Below are 18,375 nucleotides of genomic sequence, written 5' to 3'. Positions count from 1 at the left end.
CCTGCGGGGGCATCGGCCGCAACGAAAAATCCAGTGAGAACAATGGACTATAGCCCGGGAAGGACCAGTTCGGCCCGCAGGCCCCCGATCGGCGCGCCGCCGAGCGAGAGGCTGCCGCCATAAAGCGCGGCGAGATCGGTCACGATCGACAGCCCCAGCCCCGAGCCGGGCTTGGATTCGTCGAGCCGCTGGCCGCGCCGGGAGACCTTGGCGCGCTCGGTCTCCGACAGGCCGCGGCCGTCGTCATCGACGATGATCCGCAGACGCGGGCCGGCGCCGGTCTGGTGCGGCGTCTCGACCAGAACCTCGATGAAGACGCGCGAGGCCGCCCATTTGCAGGCATTGTCGACGAGATTGCCGACCATCTCCTCCAGATCCTGCCGCTCGCCCCGGAACTTCACAGACGGATCGGCCTTGGCCTCGACCACGATGCCACGGTCGCGATGGATCTTCTCCATGGTCCGCCGCAGCGCCTCGATGGCGGGCGCCACCTCCGTCACGGTCGCGACCACCGAGACTCGCGCCGCAATGCGGGCGCGCTCCAGATGATGGGCGACCTGGTCGCGCATCACGTCCGCCTGCTCCATCACCTTGGACGCGAACGGATCGGCCGCGTGGGCGCCGGCCTCGTTGACGATGACCGACAGCGGCGTCTTGATGGCATGGGCGAGATTGCCGACATGGGTGCGCGCCCGTTCGACGATCTCGCGATTGGCGTCGATCAACGCATTGGTCTCGCGCGCCAAAGGCGCGATCTCGACGGGAAATTCGCCCTCGAGCCGCTCCGCCCGCCCGGAGCGGATGTCGGCGATGGATTCCGAGATGCGCTTGAGCGGCGCCAGGCCAAAACGGACCTGGAACACGGTGGTTAGCAGCAGCACGATGCCGAGCGCCGTAAACGTGCCGCCGAGATAGTAGTCGAAGCTCCGCGTCTCGTCGAAAATCTCGGTGTCGTCGCCGGCGACGCTGACGAGAAACTTGCCGTCGGCACCGAGATCGACCGGCCGCTCCACCATGCGCAGGTTCTGCCCTTCCGGACCATCGACATAGGCGAGTCGGATGCCGGCGGCGGTGAGCTCGGCCCCCTGCTCTTCCAGCTTCGGCAGTTTCTTGTCCCAGAGCGAGCGCGACGAGCGCACCTCCGGCTTCTCGGTGTCGGTTCGCGTGATCTGCCAGTACCAGCCCGACAGCGGCAGTTCGAACAAGGGCTCGCCGAGCGACTGGAACTGGCGGTCGGGCGGCTCGTCGGGGGTCGCGACCTCGGCGATCAGCGTGCGGAGATAGAGATTGAGACGACGGTCGAAGGCGCGCTCGGTGGCGTTCTTGTAGACCGACGACAACACCACGCCGGTGATGGCCAGGATCACCACGAGCCAGGCAGTCGCCGACAGGAACAGGCGGTTCGCAAGCGAGCTAGCGGGCATCGGGACGATCCCGGGAGGCGCAGGATGGCGGGGCGTCGATCATGACCGGACCAAGGCCCCTGTCGAGCCGCCCGTCAAGACGCTTCAAGCGCCGGGAGCCGGCGGGGTCAGGAGATAGCCGAGGCCACGGACGGTCTGGATGATGTCGACGTCGAGCTTCTTGCGGATGCGGCCGACGAAGACCTCGATGGTGTTGGAGTCGCGGTCAAAATCCTGGTCGTAGAGATGCTCGACCAGCTCGGTGCGGGAGACCACGCGCCCGGAATGGTGCATCAGGTAGGCCAGAAGCCGATATTCGTGCGAGGTCATCTTCACGGGATTGCCTGACACGCTGACCCGGCCGGTCCTGGTATCGAGCGTGACCGGGCCGCAGCTGAGTTCGCTCTGGGCATGACCGGTCGAGCGGCGCAACAGCGCGCGGATGCGCGCCAGCACCTCCTCCAGGTGGAACGGCTTTGCGACATAGTCGTCGGCGCCGGCGTCGAACCCCTGCACCTTGTCGCTCCAGCGGTCGCGCGCGGTGAGGATCAGGACCGGCATGGTGCGGCCGTTGCGGCGCCAGGCCTCCAGCACCGAGATGCCGTCCTTCTTCGGCAGGCCAATGTCGAGCACCACGGCGTCATACGGCTCGTTGTCGCCGAGATAGTGCCCCTCCTCCCCGTCGAAAGCGCGGTCGACGACATAACCAGCGTCGGTCAGCGCCTTGGTGAGCTGGCGATTGAGATCGGGGTCGTCCTCAACAACGAGCAGGCGCACGCTTCTCTCCAAAGATTGGCTGCAAGAACAGGCTGCATGACCACGGCCAGAGATGAGCAATTCCGGCGTGAACTGAATATGAACGCGGGGAACCGGCACGTTACTTTTTGGTCATATACGACCTCCCACGCGCCGACGCGACTACGCCCGCCAGGCAACCGGACGAGCCGACGGCATGGCGGGCGCAATGTGCCGCGTCACGCGGCGAATAGGAAGGGTCCGAGGCGTTCGGACCCGGCCGATCAGGTCCGGAAGAACACGAACCAGATGACGGCGAGGATCAGGATCGCAAGGCCGGTCGAGATGGCAAGCAGCGCCGCCACCGACGGCCCGGGCTCGCCCTGACGGGCCTCGGTCGGAGTTTCCACGATCTGATGCCGCTCTCGCGTGGTTGCCATGATGCCCTCAATCTTTGGATGTCGCTTCAGATAGCCACGACCTCCTCGCAGCCGATATCCGGAGCCAACGCGTGATTGGATATGATGTTCCGGCCTTTGCCCGCGGATCGGCAGCAACCTCAGGCCCAGTGGCCGGTTAACGCAGTTGCAAGATTGAGCAACCCGTCTTGCTATGATTCGTTGTTCCCCGATGGTAATCCTTGTCATCTGTCCCCGTTGCGTTTGGAGTAGCCCATGGCCCCCCGCGCCAATTGGAAGGGTTTTCTGCGTCTGTCGCTCGTGACCTGTCCGGTCGCGCTCTATCCGGCCACTTCGGATACCGAGAAGGTCTCCTTCAACCAGATCAACCGCAAGACCGGCCACAGGATCAAGTACCTCAAGGTTGACGCCGAGACCGGTGACGAGGTCACGTCCGAGGACATCGTCAAGGGCTACAAGGTCGACACCGACACCTATATCGAGGTCACCAAGGACGAGCTCGACGACATCGCGCTGGACTCCACGCACACGATCGAGATCGACGAGTTCGTGCCGAAGGCCGATATCGACAACCGCTATCTGATCCGTCCCTATTACCTCGTGCCCGACGGCAAGGTCGGCCACGACGCCTATGCGGTGATCCGCGAAACCATCCGCAGCATGGACAAGGTCGCAATCGGCCGCGTGGTGCTGACCAACCGCGAGCACATCATCGCGCTGGAGCCGCTCGAGAGCGGGTTGATGGGCACACTGCTGCGCTATCCCTACGAAGTGCGGAGTGAAACCGAGTATTTCGACGACATCCAGGACGTGAAGCTGACCAAGGACATGCTCGACCTCGCAAAACACATCGTCGAGAAGAAGTCCGGCGCGTTCGAGCCCGGGCTGTTCGAGGATCATTACGAGACCGCGCTGATCGATCTCATCAACAAGAAGCGCAGCGGCATGCCGATCACCGCCAAGGCGGCGCCGAAGACCGGCGGCAATGTCATCAACCTGATGGACGCGCTGAAGAAGAGTCTCGCGAGCGAGAAGGAGGCGGCGCCCGCGGCAAAGGTCGTCAAGGAGCCCGTCAAGGGCAAGAAGCCGAAGAAGCGTGTCGAAGGCCAGCGCGAAATGCTGCTGCCGATCGCCGGCAAGGGTGGCAAGGACGCCGCGGCGAAGACTGCGCCCAAGGAGGCTTCGAAGAAGGCCGACAAGCCGGTGCGCGCGCCGGCGCGGGCGAAGAAGGCCAGCTAGACGCATCGCACCTCACAATCGCGCCGTGATGTCCCCCCTCGCCGGTCGGCCGGACTGACATGCCCTGGTCGACGGCGTTCGACGATCCGGTTCGCGTGAGCAACAAACGCAAGCTGCTCACGCTTCAAGAGGCGGCGGACTACATCATGCAGCTGCCTGAGGATGCCCAGCACGAGGCGCACTGGCAGACTGCGGTCGAGACCTTGATCAATGCGGCCGAGACCGGCGGAGGCTGGGTGATGTTCGCCCGCATCGCCATGTTGCGGGCGTTGAATGCGGACGGACGGCGCGAATGAGAGCGATGGTCGGTCCCTTCGATCAGCATGCTTGCCGAGCCGTTGACGAACAGGCTCAATAATCCGTTAAGCGCGACCGTCGTTTGCCGATATGGCGGAGCTCTGCGCATGAACCAGGGTATTCCTACGGGAGACAAAATTAAGCACCGGTTGTCCTTGCGCACAGCATGGTGCCAGCCCCGATCGAGCCAAGGTACGCGTACCGTGCAGCAGCAGGACGTCAGAAAGAGCTACATCAGCATTGTGAACGACGCACGCGATAGCGAGCGGACCGCCGGCACGGGGGCGCGCTCGCAGCGGGGCGCGGTAAAAGACTTCGTTGGCCGCCTCACGGCCATGTTGAAACGCCGCCTCCCCGGCGCCGCGATCACGTCCTAGCGGACGCTGCGGCTGTCGCAGAGCGTGCGCCGATTTGCATCCGTTTGGATGGGATGAGGGAACCTTAATTTAATGAATGTCACCGTATGAAACAGAGGCGCGCTCGCCCGGATTTGATTCTTTTGGCGCGCAGAAAATCTATTCGATCGATTTACGGGTTCGAAAACGACGCGGCCATACATTGGTTCGGATGAAGAGGAGTTGGCAATGAGTTTGCTGAGGTCTTTCCTTGCCGATGAGACCGGCGCCACCGCCATCGAATACGGCCTGATCGCCGCCGGCATTGCACTGGCCATCGTAACCGTCGTGAACAACACGGGCAGCCAGCTCCTCAACAACAAGTTCAACTCGATCAGTTCGTCGCTGAAGTAACGGCCGCCCTGGCCTGAGGCGACGTCCCTATGCGTTGACTTCAGCATTGCTCGCGGCGGCCTTGCCGGAGCATGCCACCTCCCCAATTCCGTCATTGTGGGCCACCGGGTCCGCGCAAAGCGCGGTCCGATGACAGGCTCCGCGAAGCAATCCAGAATCCCTCGGCGGGAAAGACTCTGGATTGCTTCGCTGCGCTCGCAATGACAGAGTGTGGAGCGACGCCGCGGTTCCATTGACTCGAATGTCTGCTTACGGGATTCTCGCTCTGCAACCGCGGCGTGGCTCGACGAGCCGTGCTGTCTATCGATGAACCAGAGCTGCTTGAAGGATGCGGATGAGAAGCGTGACGCTGTTGGCGCTCAGCCTCATGTTTGTCGGCGTCTGGTCGGGCGACGGCGCGAGAGGACAGACCTCGGCCGCGCCGCCGGTTTCGCTTGCCCCGCCCAATGCATCGCCGCCACGCGGGAGCGCCACAAATTCAAGAATTCCGCCGGCGACATCCGGCAGAGAGGCTTCGCCACCTGTATCCGGCGGGCTTCCGCAGGGGCCGAATCCGGCCGCCGACTACGATGGCTTCAGCGTCGGCACTGACGACAATGACACCCCAAGTCAGGTGACGCCGCCCGTGAGGTCACGCGCAGCAAAGGGCTCCAGGTCCAATCCGGATACGAACGGCCTCGCCGGACAATCGTCGATCGATCAGGAAGACGAGGCGTTGCAACGAAAGCTGACGATTTGCAAGAACTGCAAATAGCAGGTTTCTCAGCCGCTGGTGAAACCGACCTGCGGCATGCGGCTGGCAAGCTCGTGGCCCGAATGGAGCGCAGCGAAATCCGGGGCTACGGGACTGAGGCAAGCCAGCGATGACGCAACGGGTATTTCGATAGCTCCAGCAACACCAGGGACACAAGCGCTGCCACCACCGTAACGGCGAGATCGTCGGAATGCAGCGGGCCAAAGCGGAATAGGTCGGCGGCGGCCGGCCACGCAAGGCTTAGGGAGAGCACGGTGGTCACGAACACGACAATGATGACCAGTGTCCGGTTCGGCCGGGTAAAGGCTTCGATAAGCGACGTCGAGAACGAGCGGTTGACGAAGATCAGGCTCACGATCACCAACACCAGCGAGAAGAACGTCAGGGCACGCACCTCGTTCGCCGGCATGCCGTAGGCATTCGCCGTCACCATCACGCCCCCGGTCAGGGCCAGCGCGAGCGCACCCTGCAGCGCCGACCAGACCAGCAAGGACCTTGGCAGCAGCGGCTCGTCCGGCGAGCGCGGCGGCCTCCGCATCACGTCGCGCTCTTCGGTCTCTGCCTCGAACACCAGGGAGCAGACGGGATCGATGATCATTTCGAGGAATGCGATGTGGACTGGCCCGAACAGGAGCGGCAGCCCGGTCACCAACGGCAGCAGCGCAAGCCCGGCAATCGGAACGTGGACCGCAAGGATGAAGCTCATCGCCTTGCGAAGATTGTCATAGATCCGGCGGCCGAGGCGGATCGCCTTCACGATGGAGCCGAAATCGTCGTCAAGCAGAACGATCGAGGACGCCTCGCGCGCCACGTCGGTGCCGCGCCCGCCCATGGCGACGCCAATATGGGCAGCCTTCAGCGACGGCGCGTCGTTGACGCCGTCGCCGGTCATGGCAACGATTTCGCCGGCGCCCTTGAGCGCATTGACGATGCGCAGTTTCTGGGCCGGCGCAATTCGCGCGAAGACGGCTTGTCCCCGCGCCGCCTGGGCAAGTTCGGCATCGGCCATGCCTTCGGCGTCCGCCCCCGTCAGGATGCGTTCGGGATCGAGGCCCGCTCGCGTCGCGATCGCAGATGCAGTCGCGGGATAGTCGCCAGTGATCATGACCACACGGATGCCAGCGGACCGGCATTCGGCGACGGCGCCCTTCACTTCAGGCCGCAGCGGATCGGCAAAGCCGGTCAGGCCGCAGAAGCCAAGGGAAAAGCCGCGTTGCGTCTCGGGAAGATCGGTCTCCGCGCAAGTCGCCCGCGCCACGCCGAGCACGCGAAGCCCTTCCCGCGCGAGGGCGTCCACACGTGCCCGCAATTCAGCCAGCTCTTCCGCGCTCATCCCGCAAAGCATGCCGATCGTCTCGGGCGCGCCCTTTGCCGCGACGACGCATTCACCGTCGCCTCCGCGCCACACGTTCGACATGGCGAGCAGGTCGGGACGCAAGCCGTAGCTTTGCACAAGTCGTCGGCCGGTGCCGGTCCCCGGCCCGAGCGAATGCAGCGCCTTCTCCATGGGATCGAACGGCTGCGGGACGCAGGCCAGGACGCCAGTCTCAATCAATGAATCGAACGTATGCTCCGCGCGCGCCGCGATGTCAGGCGTGTATTGTGAACCATCGGGCAGCACCAGACGCGCAACAGTCATGCGGTTTTCGGTCAGCGTGCCCGTCTTGTCCGTGCAGAGCACGGTTGCCGCTCCGAGCGATTCGATGGCCGAGGCCCGCCGCGTCAGCACGCGAGCCTGCGAGATGCGCCAAGCGCCCATGGCGAGAAACACCGTCAGAACGACCGGAAACTCCTCGGGAAGCATCGACATGCCGAGCGCAATGCCGGCAAGCACGCCCTCGAGCCAGCCGCCGCGATAGAGTCCGTACAGGAGCACGGTCAACGCGATCACGAAGGCGCTGGCGATCGCAAACATTGCCACCAGGCGCGTCGTTTGCTGTTTCAGGCGGGGCGCCTCCGTCGACAGTGAATGCAGCGATTGTCCGATCTTGCCGATCTCGCTTCGGGCTCCGGTCGACGTGACTTCAGCCACGCCGCTTCCGCGCACCACCAGCGTCCCGGAGAACACGAATGGATGGTCATCGCCACCAGCATGCGGCGCCACCGGCTGATCGAGCGCGCAATGCGCCAGCTTGCGGACCGGGACGGATTCCCCCGTCAGCAGCGATTCATCCAGCAGGAGATCGTCGCATCGAACGATCGTAGCATCCGCCGCCACGCGGTCTCCCTCGGAGAGCATGATCAGGTCACCGCGAACGACCTCGCGGCCTGGAATGCGGATGTGTTCGCCGCCGCGGATCACGAGTGCGCGGGGGCTGGTCAGATCGCGCAACGAGTCGAGCACGCGCTCGGTGCGCGCCTCCTGCACGATGGTGATGACAATCGAGATCGATGCAAACACGAGGAGCAACAGCGCTTCGCCGAGATCGCCCAGGGCGAAGTAGATCAGCCCGCCCGCCAGCAGCAACAGCAGCATGGGCTCGCGCAGCACCTCAAGGATGAGTTGCACGATCGTTCGCCGCTCCGTGCGAGGCAGCTCATTGAAGCCTTCGGCCTTCAGCCGTGCCTGCGCTTCGGGCGCGGTCAGCCCCTGCATCGCCGGCCATCGGTGTGAAGGGCACGGCGGCTTATCATTGTGTTTCTCGTTGGCAACGGTGCTGTCAGGATAGCTCGCGAGGCTCAAGTCCATGGGTCCCTAGAAGCAATTGAACGATGATGGCCGTCATCTCGCCCCTCAACGCCATCATGGCATGCCGCAACCGGCTGCCGGCTTGACCTGGGTCAAGCGTCTGCGCTCCCACGGGGCCTTGCTGGGGCTGGCGAACGCGTCAGTTCGGACAGGGTTGTCCGGCGGCGCCCCACACGGCCATGTCCTTGACGTGATCTTCGAAAGTGCCCGGCGGCGTCGCGCGGCCGGCTCCGGGGGCCCAGCCCCGCGGAATGAAGCCGCTCAGCGACGCATCGTGCCGCAAGTGCTCGACGAGACCGGCAGCGTCACGACCGCCATTGCGCTTGGGATCCTTCATCTGCGCGCAAATCTCGGCGCCGCTCTTGCCGAACCAGATGAAATCGACCGGAGCGAGCTGCCAGTCGATGCCGGCGCGCGGCGGCGATGGTGCCGGCTCGTTCGCCTGGGTGGAAGTCATGTGAGGTCGAGCACGGGATCGCTTCCGCGCCGACAGGATCGGACCGCCATTCCGTCGATCTGGACGGTGCAGGCGCCACATTGCGCGACCCCGCAGCCATATTTGGGACTGGTGATGCCGAGCTCGTCGCGCAGCACCCAGAGCAGAGGCATCTCGGGAACGACGTCGACCCTGTGCTTGATCCCATTGACGGCGAGCTCGATCATGTCGACGTGTCCCTTCGCAACGTTGGAATTAGCGTTCGTACGAAGCTTCAACACTGTCAAACCGAATCCCCACCGCATCTGCGCTCACTTTCAAATTCGCACGATAACCGCGGCGGGTTTGAATTCGGCGGCAAGCTGCATGCGGTGAGCTGCCCAATTCGACAGCAGCGCATCGCGTGAGTGCGCCTTCTCGTCGCGCGGCAGCTTGATCGATTTGGCGACGACACTGCGAACCGCAGAGTTGCGATGACGGTCCGTACACCTCCTGCATGGCTGACCTACCTGCAGGCGCGATCAACTGCGCTTTACGCCTCTCCAATTTCCTGATCCTCTCTCCTCCAATCAGCCGGACCAACCGGCCTGCCCAGGGAGAGACGCCATGAAGCTCGGCACCGCCATTGCGGAAATCATGCGGCGTGAGGGGATCGAGATCCTCTGCGGCTATCCAGTCAACCATCTGATCGAGCATGCGGCGAAAGCCGAGATCCGACCCGTGATGGTGCGGCAGGAACGTGTCGGCATCCACATGGCGGATGCGATCTCGCGGGTGACGTCGGGCCGCAGCATCGGCGCGTTCTGCATGCAGCATGGGCCGGGCGCGGAGAACGCGATGGGCGGCGTTGCGCAGTGCTTTGGCGAATCCGTTCCCGTGCTAGTGCTGCCGATGGGCTATCAGCGCCGGCTTGCGCATATCGAGCCGAACTTCAATTCCAGCGCGGCGATGAAGCCGTTCGCGAAATCTTCTGAGCCAATCATTCTCGCCACCGAAGTCGCCAACATCTTTCGCCGCGCCTTCACCAAGCTGAAGAACGGCCGCGGCGGGCCTGTCATCGTCGAGATCCCCGCCGACATGTGGAACGAGGAGGTGCCGGAGCCGCTGAACTACACGCCGGTGCTGCGCACGCGCTACGGCGCCGACCCTGTTCACGTGAAGAAAGCAGCCAGCCTGCTCGTGAACGCAAAACGGCCGGTGATCTATGCCGGCCAGGGCGTGCATTACGCGCAGGCGTGGCCGCAACTGAAACGGCTCGCCGAGCGGCTGGCGATCCCCGTCACCACCAGCCTCGGCGGCAAGTCATCGTTCCCGGAAACGCATCCGCTCTCGCTCGGCTCGGGCGGGCTCGCAGTGCCGCGCGCAGTGCCGAAGTTTCTGGCCGAAGCCGATGTCATCTTCGGCATCGGCTGCTCCTTCACCGAGACCAATTTCGGCATCGCGATGCCGAAGGGCAAGACCATCGTCCACTCCACGCTCGACCCGAACCATCTCAACAAGGACGTGGAAGCCAAGATCGGCCTCGTCGGCGATGCCGGCCTCGTGCTCGATGCACTGCTCGAGGAAATCGGCAAGTCGGTGACATCCGATCGTGATGCCTCGGCGGTCGCGGCCGAGATTGCGGCCTCGCACAAGGAGTGGCTGGCGAAATGGATGCCGAAGCTCACCAGCAATGACGCGCCGCTCAACCCCTATCGCGTGCTGTGGGATCTTCAGCACACCGTCGACATCCACAACACCATCATCACGCATGATGCCGGCAGCCCGCGCGACCAGCTCTCGCCGTTCTGGAAATCGGTCGAGCCCCTCAGCTATCTCGGCTGGGGCAAGACCACGCAGCTCGGCTATGGCCTTGGGCTCACGATGGGCGCCAAGCTCGCAAAGCCCGACAAGCTCTGCATCAATGTCTGGGGCGATGCGGCCATTGGTTTTACCGGCATGGATTTCGAGACCGCGGTGCGCGAGCGCATCCCGATCATGTCGATCCTGCTCAACAATTTCTCGATGGCGATCGAATTGAAGGTGATGCCGGTCTCGACCGAGAAATATCGCTCGACCGACATCTCCGGCGACTACGCCGCGATGGCGCGCGCCTTCGGCGGCTATGGCGAGCGGGTGACGAGGCCGGAGGACATCGTGCCCGCGATCAAGCGCGGCATCCAGAAAACGCAGGAAGGCGTGCCGGTGCTGCTGGAGTTCATCACCAGCAAGGAGACCGAGGTGTCCCGGCCCGGCACGTGAACGGGGCCGCAGGCGCTGGCTCCGGCCGCACAAGATGTGATAATCCGGCCCGGTGCCGCGCAAGCCGCGGCATCAAGCCGGATTAGGAATGACCACCCCTTCCAACGAAATCGAGGAACTCGAGCGCCGATTGCAGTCGGCTGCAGCCGAGAATGCGCAGCTGCGCGGCGAGCTTGCGGTTGCACGTGATCGCCAGAGCGCCAGCGCCGAGATCTTGCGCACCATCGCGGCCTCGCCCTCCGATGCTCGGCCGGTCTTCGCGGCGATCGCGTCCAGCTCGAAGCGCCTGCTCGGCGGCTTCTCCGCCACCGTGCTTCAGTTCATCGGCGATGAGCTGCACCTTGTGGCGTTCACACCGACCAGCCCGGAGGCCGACGAAGGACTCAAGGCGTCGTTCCCGCGCAAGCTCGCGGACTTCCCGACTTTTGCGCTCGTGCGCGACGGCGAGACGATCCAGTTTCCCGACAGCGAGGCCGCCGACGTCCCGGAGCTGAATCGAGAGCTGGCGCGGCTGCGCGGCTTCCGCAGCGTGCTGTTCATGCCGCTGATGAACCGGGGCGCGCCGGTCGGCATGATCAGCGTCACGCGCGCCGAGCCCGGCGCGTTCGCGCCCGATCTCGTGCAGCTGCTCCAGACCTTTGCCGACCAGGCCGTGATCGCGATCGAGAATGCGAACCTGTTCAACGAGACGCGCGAGGCGCTGGAGCGGCAGACCGCAACCGCCGACATCCTCAAGGTGATGGCCGCCTCGCCCTCCGACGTGCGGCCGGTGTTCGCGGCCATCGCCGCCAACGCCAATCGCCTGATCGGCGGCTTCTCCACCGCGGTGCTGCGCTATGTCGACGGCGCCGCGCATCTTGCGGCATTCACGCCGACTGATCCCGCGGGCGATCGCGTGCTCCAGGCCTCGTTTCCAGTGCCGTTTGCACAATTCCCGCCTTACCAGCTCGTGGCCAATGGTGCCGCGGCGCAATTGCCCGACACCGAGCTCGAGCCGGCCGCGCGCGACATCGCGCGCGCCCGGGGCTATCGCAGCATGCTGTTCACGCCGCTGATGAGCGAGGGCGAAGCCATCGGCATCATCATCGCCACACGCCGCGCGACCGGCCGGTTCGCCGAGCATCACGTGCGGCTGCTGCAGACCTTCGCCGACCAAGCAGTGATCGCGATCAAGAATGTCAGCCTGTTCAACGCCACCAGGGAAGCGCTGGAACGCCAGACCGCGACCGCCGACATTCTCAAGGTGATCGCGGCTTCGCCTGCTGACGTCACGCCGGTGTTCCAGGCCATCTCCGACAGCGCCAAGGCGCTGATCGGCGGGCACTCCTCCACCGTCACCCGCGTCATCGACGGCATGCTGCATCTGGCGGCCTTCACCACCGACAACGAGGCCGGCAATGCGGACCTGCTCAGCTCGTTCCCGACGCCGCTGTCGGCGTCAGGCATTCACAGCCGGGTGGCAAGGAGCGGCCAATATGCGTTCCGCAGCGACATGCAGAGCGAACCTGATCTCACCGAGGCCATGAAGGAGCTGGCGCGGACGCGAGGCTATCGCAGCATCCTCGTGGTGCCGATGCTGCGCGACGGCGTTGCGATCGGCACCATCGCCGTCACGCGGCCGGAGCCCGGTCATTTCCCCGACAAGGCGATCAACCTGCTCAAGACCTTTGCCGACCAGGCCGTGATCGCGGTCGAGAACACGCGCCTGTTCAACGAGGTGCAGGACCGCACGCAGGACCTCGCCAAATCGCTCGATGATCTGCGCGCCGCGCAGGACCGGCTGATCCAGACCGAGAAGCTTGCCTCGCTCGGCCAGCTCACCGCCGGCATCGCGCATGAGATCAAGAACCCGCTCAACTTCGTCAACAATTTTGCCTCGCTCTCCGACGAGCTGACCGACGAGCTGAACGAGGTGCTTGCGCCGGTTAAGCTCGCAGACGAGATCCGCGCAGAGGTCGACGAGCTGACGGGGCTTCTGAAGGACAATCTGCAGAAGGTCGTGCAGCACGGACGCCGCGCCGATTCCATTGTCAAGAACATGCTGCTGCATTCGCGCGAAGGCGGCGGCGAGCATGGGCTGAGCGACATCAACGCGCTGGTGGAAGAGAGCCTCAACCTCGCCTATCACGGCGCACGCGCCGAGAAGGCAGGGTTCGACGTAACGCTGAAACGCGAGCTCGATCCCGCGGTCGGGCAAGCCGAAGTGTTTCCGCAGGAGATCACACGAGTGCTATTGAACCTGATCTCGAACGGCTTCCACGCGGTCACCAAGCGCAAGGCGGAGAGCGCCGCCGACTACGAGCCGATGGTGATCGCCGCGACGCGCGACCGCGGCGACAGCATCGAGATCCGCATCCGCGACAACGGCACCGGCATTGCCGACGAGGTCAGGGAGAAGATGTTCAATCCGTTCTTCACCACCAAGCCGGCCGGCGAAGGCACGGGCCTCGGGCTATCGATGAGCCACGATATCGTGGTGAAGCAGCACGGCGGCACGATCGACGTCGCGACGGAGCCCGGCGCGTTCACGGAGTTCACGATCCGGCTGCCGCGCAAGAGCAGTTTTGCGAATGCAGGGGGCTAGGCCCTACTCCGCCATCTCGACGGGTTGCTTCGCCGAGGGACCGGCCAGCGGCCGCTCCTCCATTGCGATCAGACAGAGCGCAGCGCCGGTCATCAGCGCCGTGGCGGCGCCGAAGACGTAGCGGAACGCATGCCGCATGTCGTCGGCGGGAATCGTGCTGACGGCGGCGTGATGCTCGCCGAGCGGGATGTCGGCACCGAGCGCGATCAGCAGGATGGCCGCGAACGCCGCGACCGTGAAGGACGACATCAGCGAGCGGAAGAAGTTCAACGCACCGGTGATGGTGCCGATCTGCGGCCGCGCGACCGAATTCTGCACCGAGACCACGCAGACCGGAAAGGTGGTGCCGAGGCCGAGCGCAAACGCGGCCATCAGCGTCAGCAGGCCCCATAGCGGCAGCGTCGTCAACGTGAGCCCGAGGCCGCACAGCGCGGCCCAGGAGGTGCCGATGATGGCGACGCGCTTGTAGTGCTTGGCCCGCGCCATCGTCCGCCCGGCGATAGCCGCGCCGCAGGTCGAAACCGCCGCGAGCGGAATCAGCGCAAGGCCCGCCTCGCTGGCACTGAGGTGATAGACGGATTCGTAATAAAGCGGGAGCTGGACCGTGAGGCCCGTGATCGCGCCGAGCGCACAGCCGCCGGCCATCAGCCCAAATGGTACGACACTTCCGCCGAGCAGCGGCAGCGGCAGGAACGGCTCGTCCGCCCGCCGCGCGTGCCAGACGAAGCTGACGACGAGTGCGACCGCGCCGCCGACCATCGCGAGCACTGTCGGCGACAGCCAGGGATAGCGCGTGCCGCCCCAGGTCAGCACCAGCATGAAGACGACGGCGGAGGCCATCAGCAACACGCCGCCGAGCCAGTCGACCTTGCGCTTGCGGTGGAACACCGGGATCTTCTTCATCCTCGGCAGCAGCAGCGCGATCGCGGCGGCCGCGAGCGGCAGGTTGATCCAGAAGATCATCGACCAGTGCAGATGCTCGGCGAACACGCCGCCAATGACCGGGCCGAGGATGCCGCCGACCATCCAGACGCTGGAGAAATAGGCCTGGTACTGGCCGCGCTCGCGTGGGCTCACAACGTCCGAGATCACGGTCTGCACCACCGGCATGATGCCGCCGCCGCCGAGGCCCTGAAGGCCGCGCGCCAGAATCAGCATCGGCATGTTCGGCGCGATCGCGCACAGCACCGAGCCCGCGACGAACAGGCTGAGCGAGGTGATGATCATGGCCTTGCGGCCGTAGATGTCGCTGAGCGTGCCGAACACCGGCGCGACCGCGGTCGAGGCGAGCAGATAGGCCGTGATCACCCAGGACAAGCTGGAGACGTCCTGGAATTGGCGTCCGATGGTCGGCAGCGCGGTCGCCACGATGGTCTGGTCGAGCGCTGCCAGGAACATCGTCAGCATCAGGCTGATGACGATGGTGCGGACCTCGTCCTGCGACAGCGGCACCGGCGGAGCGATGGACGGCGCGTCGTCGACGCTGATGACCTCGCTCGGAAGGCGGGATAGCTCTTCGGCAATGTCGTCAGGCAACGGCTGGATGTCGGCAGAACTGCTCTGCCGGTCGAACTTGTTCATCTCGATCGGACGTCGTGGGGCGGCACAACGCCGCGAAGGATTCGTTCTATGCAGTCCAATGTAGACAGCAAAATCCTTCTCGGGCAGACACCGCGGCGCATGGGTGCATCCCACCGCAGGGTCATCCCGAACACGTGATCCGAGGCGCGCGGCGGATCAGTCCTTCGGACGTCGCTTCAGACGGGCCCGTTTCGGCAGCACGGCCGGCCATTGCACGATGTGATCCTCGAGATCCTCGTCGGGGATCTCCTCCTCGCTGCCCTCGACCCGGCCGCGCACGGAGACGCCGGCCTCATGCACGGTATTGGGATCGCCCGACACCAGCGGGTGCCACCAATAAAGATCGCGACCTTCGGCGACGAGCTTGTAGCCGCAGCTCGGCGGCAGCCAGTTCAGGGTGCGGACATTGGCCGGGGTCAGGCGAACGCAGTCCGGAACCTTGTCGGAACGATTCGGGTAGTCCTTGCAGGCGCAACTCGCCCCATCCAGCAGCTTGCAGCCGATATGGGTGAAATAGATTTGCCCGGTGTCCTCGTCCTCGAGCTTGTTCAGGCAGCAGCGGCCGCAGCCGTCGCACAGGCTTTCCCATTCGGCCGCCGACAGCTGTTCCAACGTCTTGGTTTTCCAGAAGAATCCTTCCTGGCCTGAAGGTCGTTTGGGAGCTGCGGTCATACGCCTCAACAATGGTTCGAAAGAGCTACGGCGAAGTCATCTAGAGCGAGCGGCCGTGACGGTGCAAGCAACGCCCTCGGAAGGCCCGTAATGTCCCGGGGTCAATTAGGCCTGTTGTTCAAAATCGCGAGCGTGGCCATTGGTTTATGGGCCCTGCTCGGCTAGAAGGAACAGCAAGTCCCCGAAGGACGCGAACCGGGCGCCTTGGGTTTGCCGCAACATTCCCGCAAGACGTTCCGATGCCGCCCCCGGCCGGGTGCTTGAACGCTTTCGAAGCAAGCCGCAAGGGTTCTAGGTGCGCCAGATCATACCACCGCATTGGAAGCAGAAGGTCCGGAATTTCTTCCTGGATCTCGATGCGCGCATTGATTCCTCGCTGTTCTCCTCGGCCAAGGGCATCCGTGAGCTCTACGAGCGCTACTCGACCTTCATGGACCGGTTCTATGTCGGGCGGTGGAAGCGCTGGGTGTTCATCGAGCCGCTGTCGGAGGCCGCGACCCTCGGCCTCGGCGGCCTGGTCGTGATGCTGACGCTCGCCATCCCCGCCTTCCGCGAGACCGCGGACGAGGACTGGCTGAAGAAGTCCGACCTCGCGGTGACCTTCCTCGACCGCTACGGCAACCCGATCGGCAGCCGCGGCATCAAGCACAACGACTCGATCCCGCTGGAAGATTTTCCTGACGTGCTGATCAAGGCGACGCTCGCGACCGAGGACCGCCGCTTCTACGACCATTTCGGCATCGACATCGCCGGCACGGCGCGTGCCCTCGTCACCAATGCCCAGGCCGGCGGCGTCCGCCAGGGCGGCTCCTCGATCACCCAGCAGCTCGCCAAGAACCTGTTCTTGAGCAACGAGCGCACCATCGAGCGCAAGGTCAACGAAGCCTTCCTCGCGGTCTGGCTGGAATGGCGCTTGACCAAGAACGAGATCCTCAAGCTCTATCTCGACCGCGCCTATATGGGCGGCGGCACCTTCGGCGTCGATGGCGCCGCGCATTTCTACTTCAACAAATCGGCGCGCGACGTGACGCTGGCGGAAGCGGCGATGCTCGCCGGCCTGTTCAAGGCGCCGACGAAATACGCTCCGCACATCAACCTGCCGGCCGCGCGCGCGCGCGCCAACGTCGTGCTCGACAATCTCGTCGATGCCGGCTTCATGACCGAGGGCCAGGTGTTCGGCGCCCGCCGCAACCCGGCCTTCGCGGTCGACCGCCGCGACGAGGCGTCGCCGAACTATTATCTCGACTACGCCTTCGACGAGATGCGCAAGCTGGTCGACACTTTCCCGAAGTCGTACACCGAACGCGTCTTCGTGGTGCGGCTTGCGATCGACACCAATGTGCAGAAGGCCGCCGAAGACGCGATCGAGAACCAGCTGCGCCAGTTCGGCCGCGATTATCACGCGACGCAAGCGGCGACCGTGGTCGCCGATCTCGACGGCGGCATCCGCGCCATGGTCGGCGGCCGCGACTACGGCGCCAGCCAGTTCAACCGCGCCACCGACGCCTATCGCCAGCCCGGCTCCTCATTCAAGCCTTACGTCTACACCACTGCGCTCCTGAACGGCTTCACGCCGAACTCGATCGTGGTCGACGGCCCTGTCTGCATCGGCAATTGGTGTCCGCAGAACTATGGTCACTCCTATTCCGGCTCGGTGACGCTGACGCAGGCGATCACGCGCTCGATCAACGTGGTGCCCGTAAAACTGTCGATCGCGATCGGCCAGAAGGAGCAGCCGAAGGCGCCGAACCCGGCCAAAATCGGCCGGGCCAAGATCGTCGAAGTCGCTCGCCGCTTCGGCCTCAAGGCGCCGCTGCCCGACACGCCGTCGCTGCCGATCGGCTCGGACGAAGTCACTGTGCTGGAGCACGCCGTCGCCTACGCGACCTTCCCGAACCGCGGCAAGGCGGTGACGCCGCATTCGGTGCTGGAGGTGCGCACCGGCGCCGGTGACCTCGTCTGGCGCTGGGATCGCGACGGGCCGAAGCCGAAGCAGGCCATTCCGCCGAACATCGCCGCCGACATGGCGGGCATGATGAGTCACGTCGTCAGCGAAGGCACCGCACGCCGCGCCGCGCTGGACGGCATTCCGACCGCAGGCAAGACCGGCACCACCAATGCGTATCGCGACGCCTGGTTCGTCGGTTACACCGGCAATTTCACCTGCGCGGTGTGGTACGGCAACGACGATTACTCGCCGACCAACCGCATGACCGGCGGCTCGCTGCCGGCGCAGACCTGGCACGACATCATGGTCGCGGCGCATCAGGGCGTCGAGGTCCGGGAGATCCCCGGCATCGGCATGGGCCAGAAGCTGCCGCCGCAGCAGATCGCCAACGCGCAGGCCAATGCGGCGCCGAAGGTGCTGGAGACCAAGCCCGGTCCGCCGCCGGTGCTGACCAAGCGCGGCGCCGACATTCTGGTGCGCGTCGAGAAGCTGCTTGATGATGCGGCCAAGACTGCGAACAAATCGGCGGCCGCCGATACCAAGCCGGCCTCATCGACAAATGCGCTCGCCTTCCCGCAGAATTATGCGGAAGAGAACGCCAACACCTCCGCCCCGCGCAAGAACTGAT

At 64.7% G+C, this 18,375-nt stretch carries 15 protein-coding genes and 1 pseudogene; 8 read left to right on the top strand and 8 right to left on the bottom strand.

Annotated features, from left to right (window positions below):
* Positions 1-47 precede the first annotated feature (47 nt).
* The 3 genes from LRP30_RS13340 to LRP30_RS13330 all read right to left on the bottom strand — a co-directional run bounded on the left by LRP30_RS13340 (position 48) and on the right by LRP30_RS13330 (position 2,578).
* Positions 48-1,424 carry a sensor histidine kinase gene (locus LRP30_RS13340; protein ID WP_091890958.1) on the bottom strand — a complete coding sequence of 459 codons (1,377 nt, stop codon included), beginning with the start codon at positions 1,422-1,424 and terminating at the stop codon, positions 48-50.
* An 84-nt stretch (positions 1,425-1,508) separates the two neighbouring features.
* Positions 1,509-2,180, bottom strand: a complete 672-nt coding sequence (locus tag LRP30_RS13335; RefSeq protein WP_027531116.1) for a response regulator transcription factor — start codon at positions 2,178-2,180, stop codon at positions 1,509-1,511.
* A gap of 242 nt (positions 2,181-2,422) precedes the next feature.
* Positions 2,423-2,578, bottom strand: coding sequence for a hypothetical protein (locus LRP30_RS13330; protein WP_164934544.1), 156 nt, complete (start codon positions 2,576-2,578; stop codon positions 2,423-2,425).
* A gap of 234 nt (positions 2,579-2,812) precedes the next feature.
* Between LRP30_RS13330 and LRP30_RS13325 the strand changes: the two genes are divergently transcribed.
* The 5 genes from LRP30_RS13325 (at position 2,813) to LRP30_RS13305 (ending at position 5,596) form a co-directional block, all read left to right on the top strand.
* The gene (locus tag LRP30_RS13325; RefSeq protein WP_249760601.1) at positions 2,813-3,796 is read left to right on the top strand and encodes a Ku protein; all 984 of its coding nucleotides are present in this window, start codon (positions 2,813-2,815) and stop codon (positions 3,794-3,796) included.
* Positions 3,797-3,855: 59 nt separating this feature from the next.
* The gene (locus tag LRP30_RS13320) at positions 3,856-4,092 is read left to right on the top strand and encodes a hypothetical protein (RefSeq protein ID WP_249760600.1); all 237 of its coding nucleotides are present in this window, start codon (positions 3,856-3,858) and stop codon (positions 4,090-4,092) included.
* Between the two features lie 108 nt (positions 4,093-4,200).
* Positions 4,201-4,470 (top strand): hypothetical protein, encoded by a 270-nt coding sequence (locus LRP30_RS13315; RefSeq protein WP_249760599.1) that lies wholly within the window; start codon positions 4,201-4,203, stop codon positions 4,468-4,470.
* 207 nt (positions 4,471-4,677) lie between these two features.
* The gene (locus LRP30_RS13310) at positions 4,678-4,842 is read left to right on the top strand and encodes a Flp family type IVb pilin (protein WP_091890949.1); all 165 of its coding nucleotides are present in this window, start codon (positions 4,678-4,680) and stop codon (positions 4,840-4,842) included.
* A gap of 334 nt (positions 4,843-5,176) precedes the next feature.
* Complete coding sequence (locus LRP30_RS13305; RefSeq protein WP_249760598.1) at positions 5,177-5,596, top strand: hypothetical protein; 420 nt, start codon at positions 5,177-5,179, stop codon at positions 5,594-5,596.
* Between the two features lie 85 nt (positions 5,597-5,681).
* On the opposite strand, the gene LRP30_RS13300 is transcribed toward LRP30_RS13305, so the two are convergent.
* The 3 genes and pseudogenes from LRP30_RS13300 to LRP30_RS13290 all read right to left on the bottom strand — a co-directional run.
* A complete protein-coding gene (locus LRP30_RS13300; RefSeq protein ID WP_249760597.1) occupies positions 5,682-8,192 on the bottom strand; it encodes a cation-translocating P-type ATPase in 2,511 nt (836 codons plus the stop codon).
* Positions 8,193-8,424: 232 nt separating this feature from the next.
* Positions 8,425-8,742 carry a hypothetical protein gene (locus LRP30_RS13295; RefSeq protein ID WP_245509204.1) on the bottom strand — a complete coding sequence of 106 codons (318 nt, stop codon included), beginning with the start codon at positions 8,740-8,742 and terminating at the stop codon, positions 8,425-8,427.
* Positions 8,743-8,774: 32 nt separating this feature from the next.
* Positions 8,775-8,948, bottom strand: a pseudogene (locus tag LRP30_RS13290) (2Fe-2S iron-sulfur cluster-binding protein); the annotation flags it as partial.
* Between the two features lie 379 nt (positions 8,949-9,327).
* Here LRP30_RS13290 and LRP30_RS13285 point away from each other — a divergent pair.
* Together LRP30_RS13285 and LRP30_RS13280 are read left to right on the top strand one after the other, a co-directional pair.
* Positions 9,328-10,962, top strand: coding sequence for a thiamine pyrophosphate-requiring protein (locus LRP30_RS13285; RefSeq protein WP_249760596.1), 1,635 nt, complete (start codon positions 9,328-9,330; stop codon positions 10,960-10,962).
* An 88-nt stretch (positions 10,963-11,050) separates the two neighbouring features.
* A complete protein-coding gene (locus tag LRP30_RS13280) occupies positions 11,051-13,546 on the top strand; it encodes a GAF domain-containing protein (RefSeq protein WP_249760595.1) in 2,496 nt (831 codons plus the stop codon).
* Positions 13,547-13,549: 3 nt separating this feature from the next.
* Here LRP30_RS13280 and LRP30_RS13275 read toward each other — a convergent pair whose 3' ends face one another.
* Both LRP30_RS13275 and LRP30_RS13270 read right to left on the bottom strand, forming a co-directional pair.
* On the bottom strand, positions 13,550-15,127 hold the full coding sequence (locus LRP30_RS13275) for an MDR family MFS transporter (protein ID WP_249760594.1): 1,578 nt from the start codon (positions 15,125-15,127) through the stop codon (positions 13,550-13,552).
* A 156-nt stretch (positions 15,128-15,283) separates the two neighbouring features.
* Complete coding sequence (locus LRP30_RS13270) at positions 15,284-15,799, bottom strand: YcgN family cysteine cluster protein (protein WP_128934941.1); 516 nt, start codon at positions 15,797-15,799, stop codon at positions 15,284-15,286.
* Positions 15,800-16,094: 295 nt separating this feature from the next.
* Here LRP30_RS13270 and LRP30_RS13265 point away from each other — a divergent pair, with 295 nt between their 5' ends.
* Positions 16,095-18,374 carry a PBP1A family penicillin-binding protein gene (locus tag LRP30_RS13265; protein ID WP_128934942.1) on the top strand — a complete coding sequence of 760 codons (2,280 nt, stop codon included), beginning with the start codon at positions 16,095-16,097 and terminating at the stop codon, positions 18,372-18,374.
* The last annotated feature ends 1 nt before the right edge of the window (position 18,375 follow it).

Source organism: Bradyrhizobium sp. C-145 (assembly GCF_023375135.1).
GTDB classification, from domain to species: domain Bacteria; phylum Pseudomonadota; class Alphaproteobacteria; order Rhizobiales; family Xanthobacteraceae; genus Bradyrhizobium; species Bradyrhizobium zhanjiangense.
Note: the sequence above shows the minus strand (reverse complement) of the source record. Positions and strands in the feature narration are given on the sequence as shown.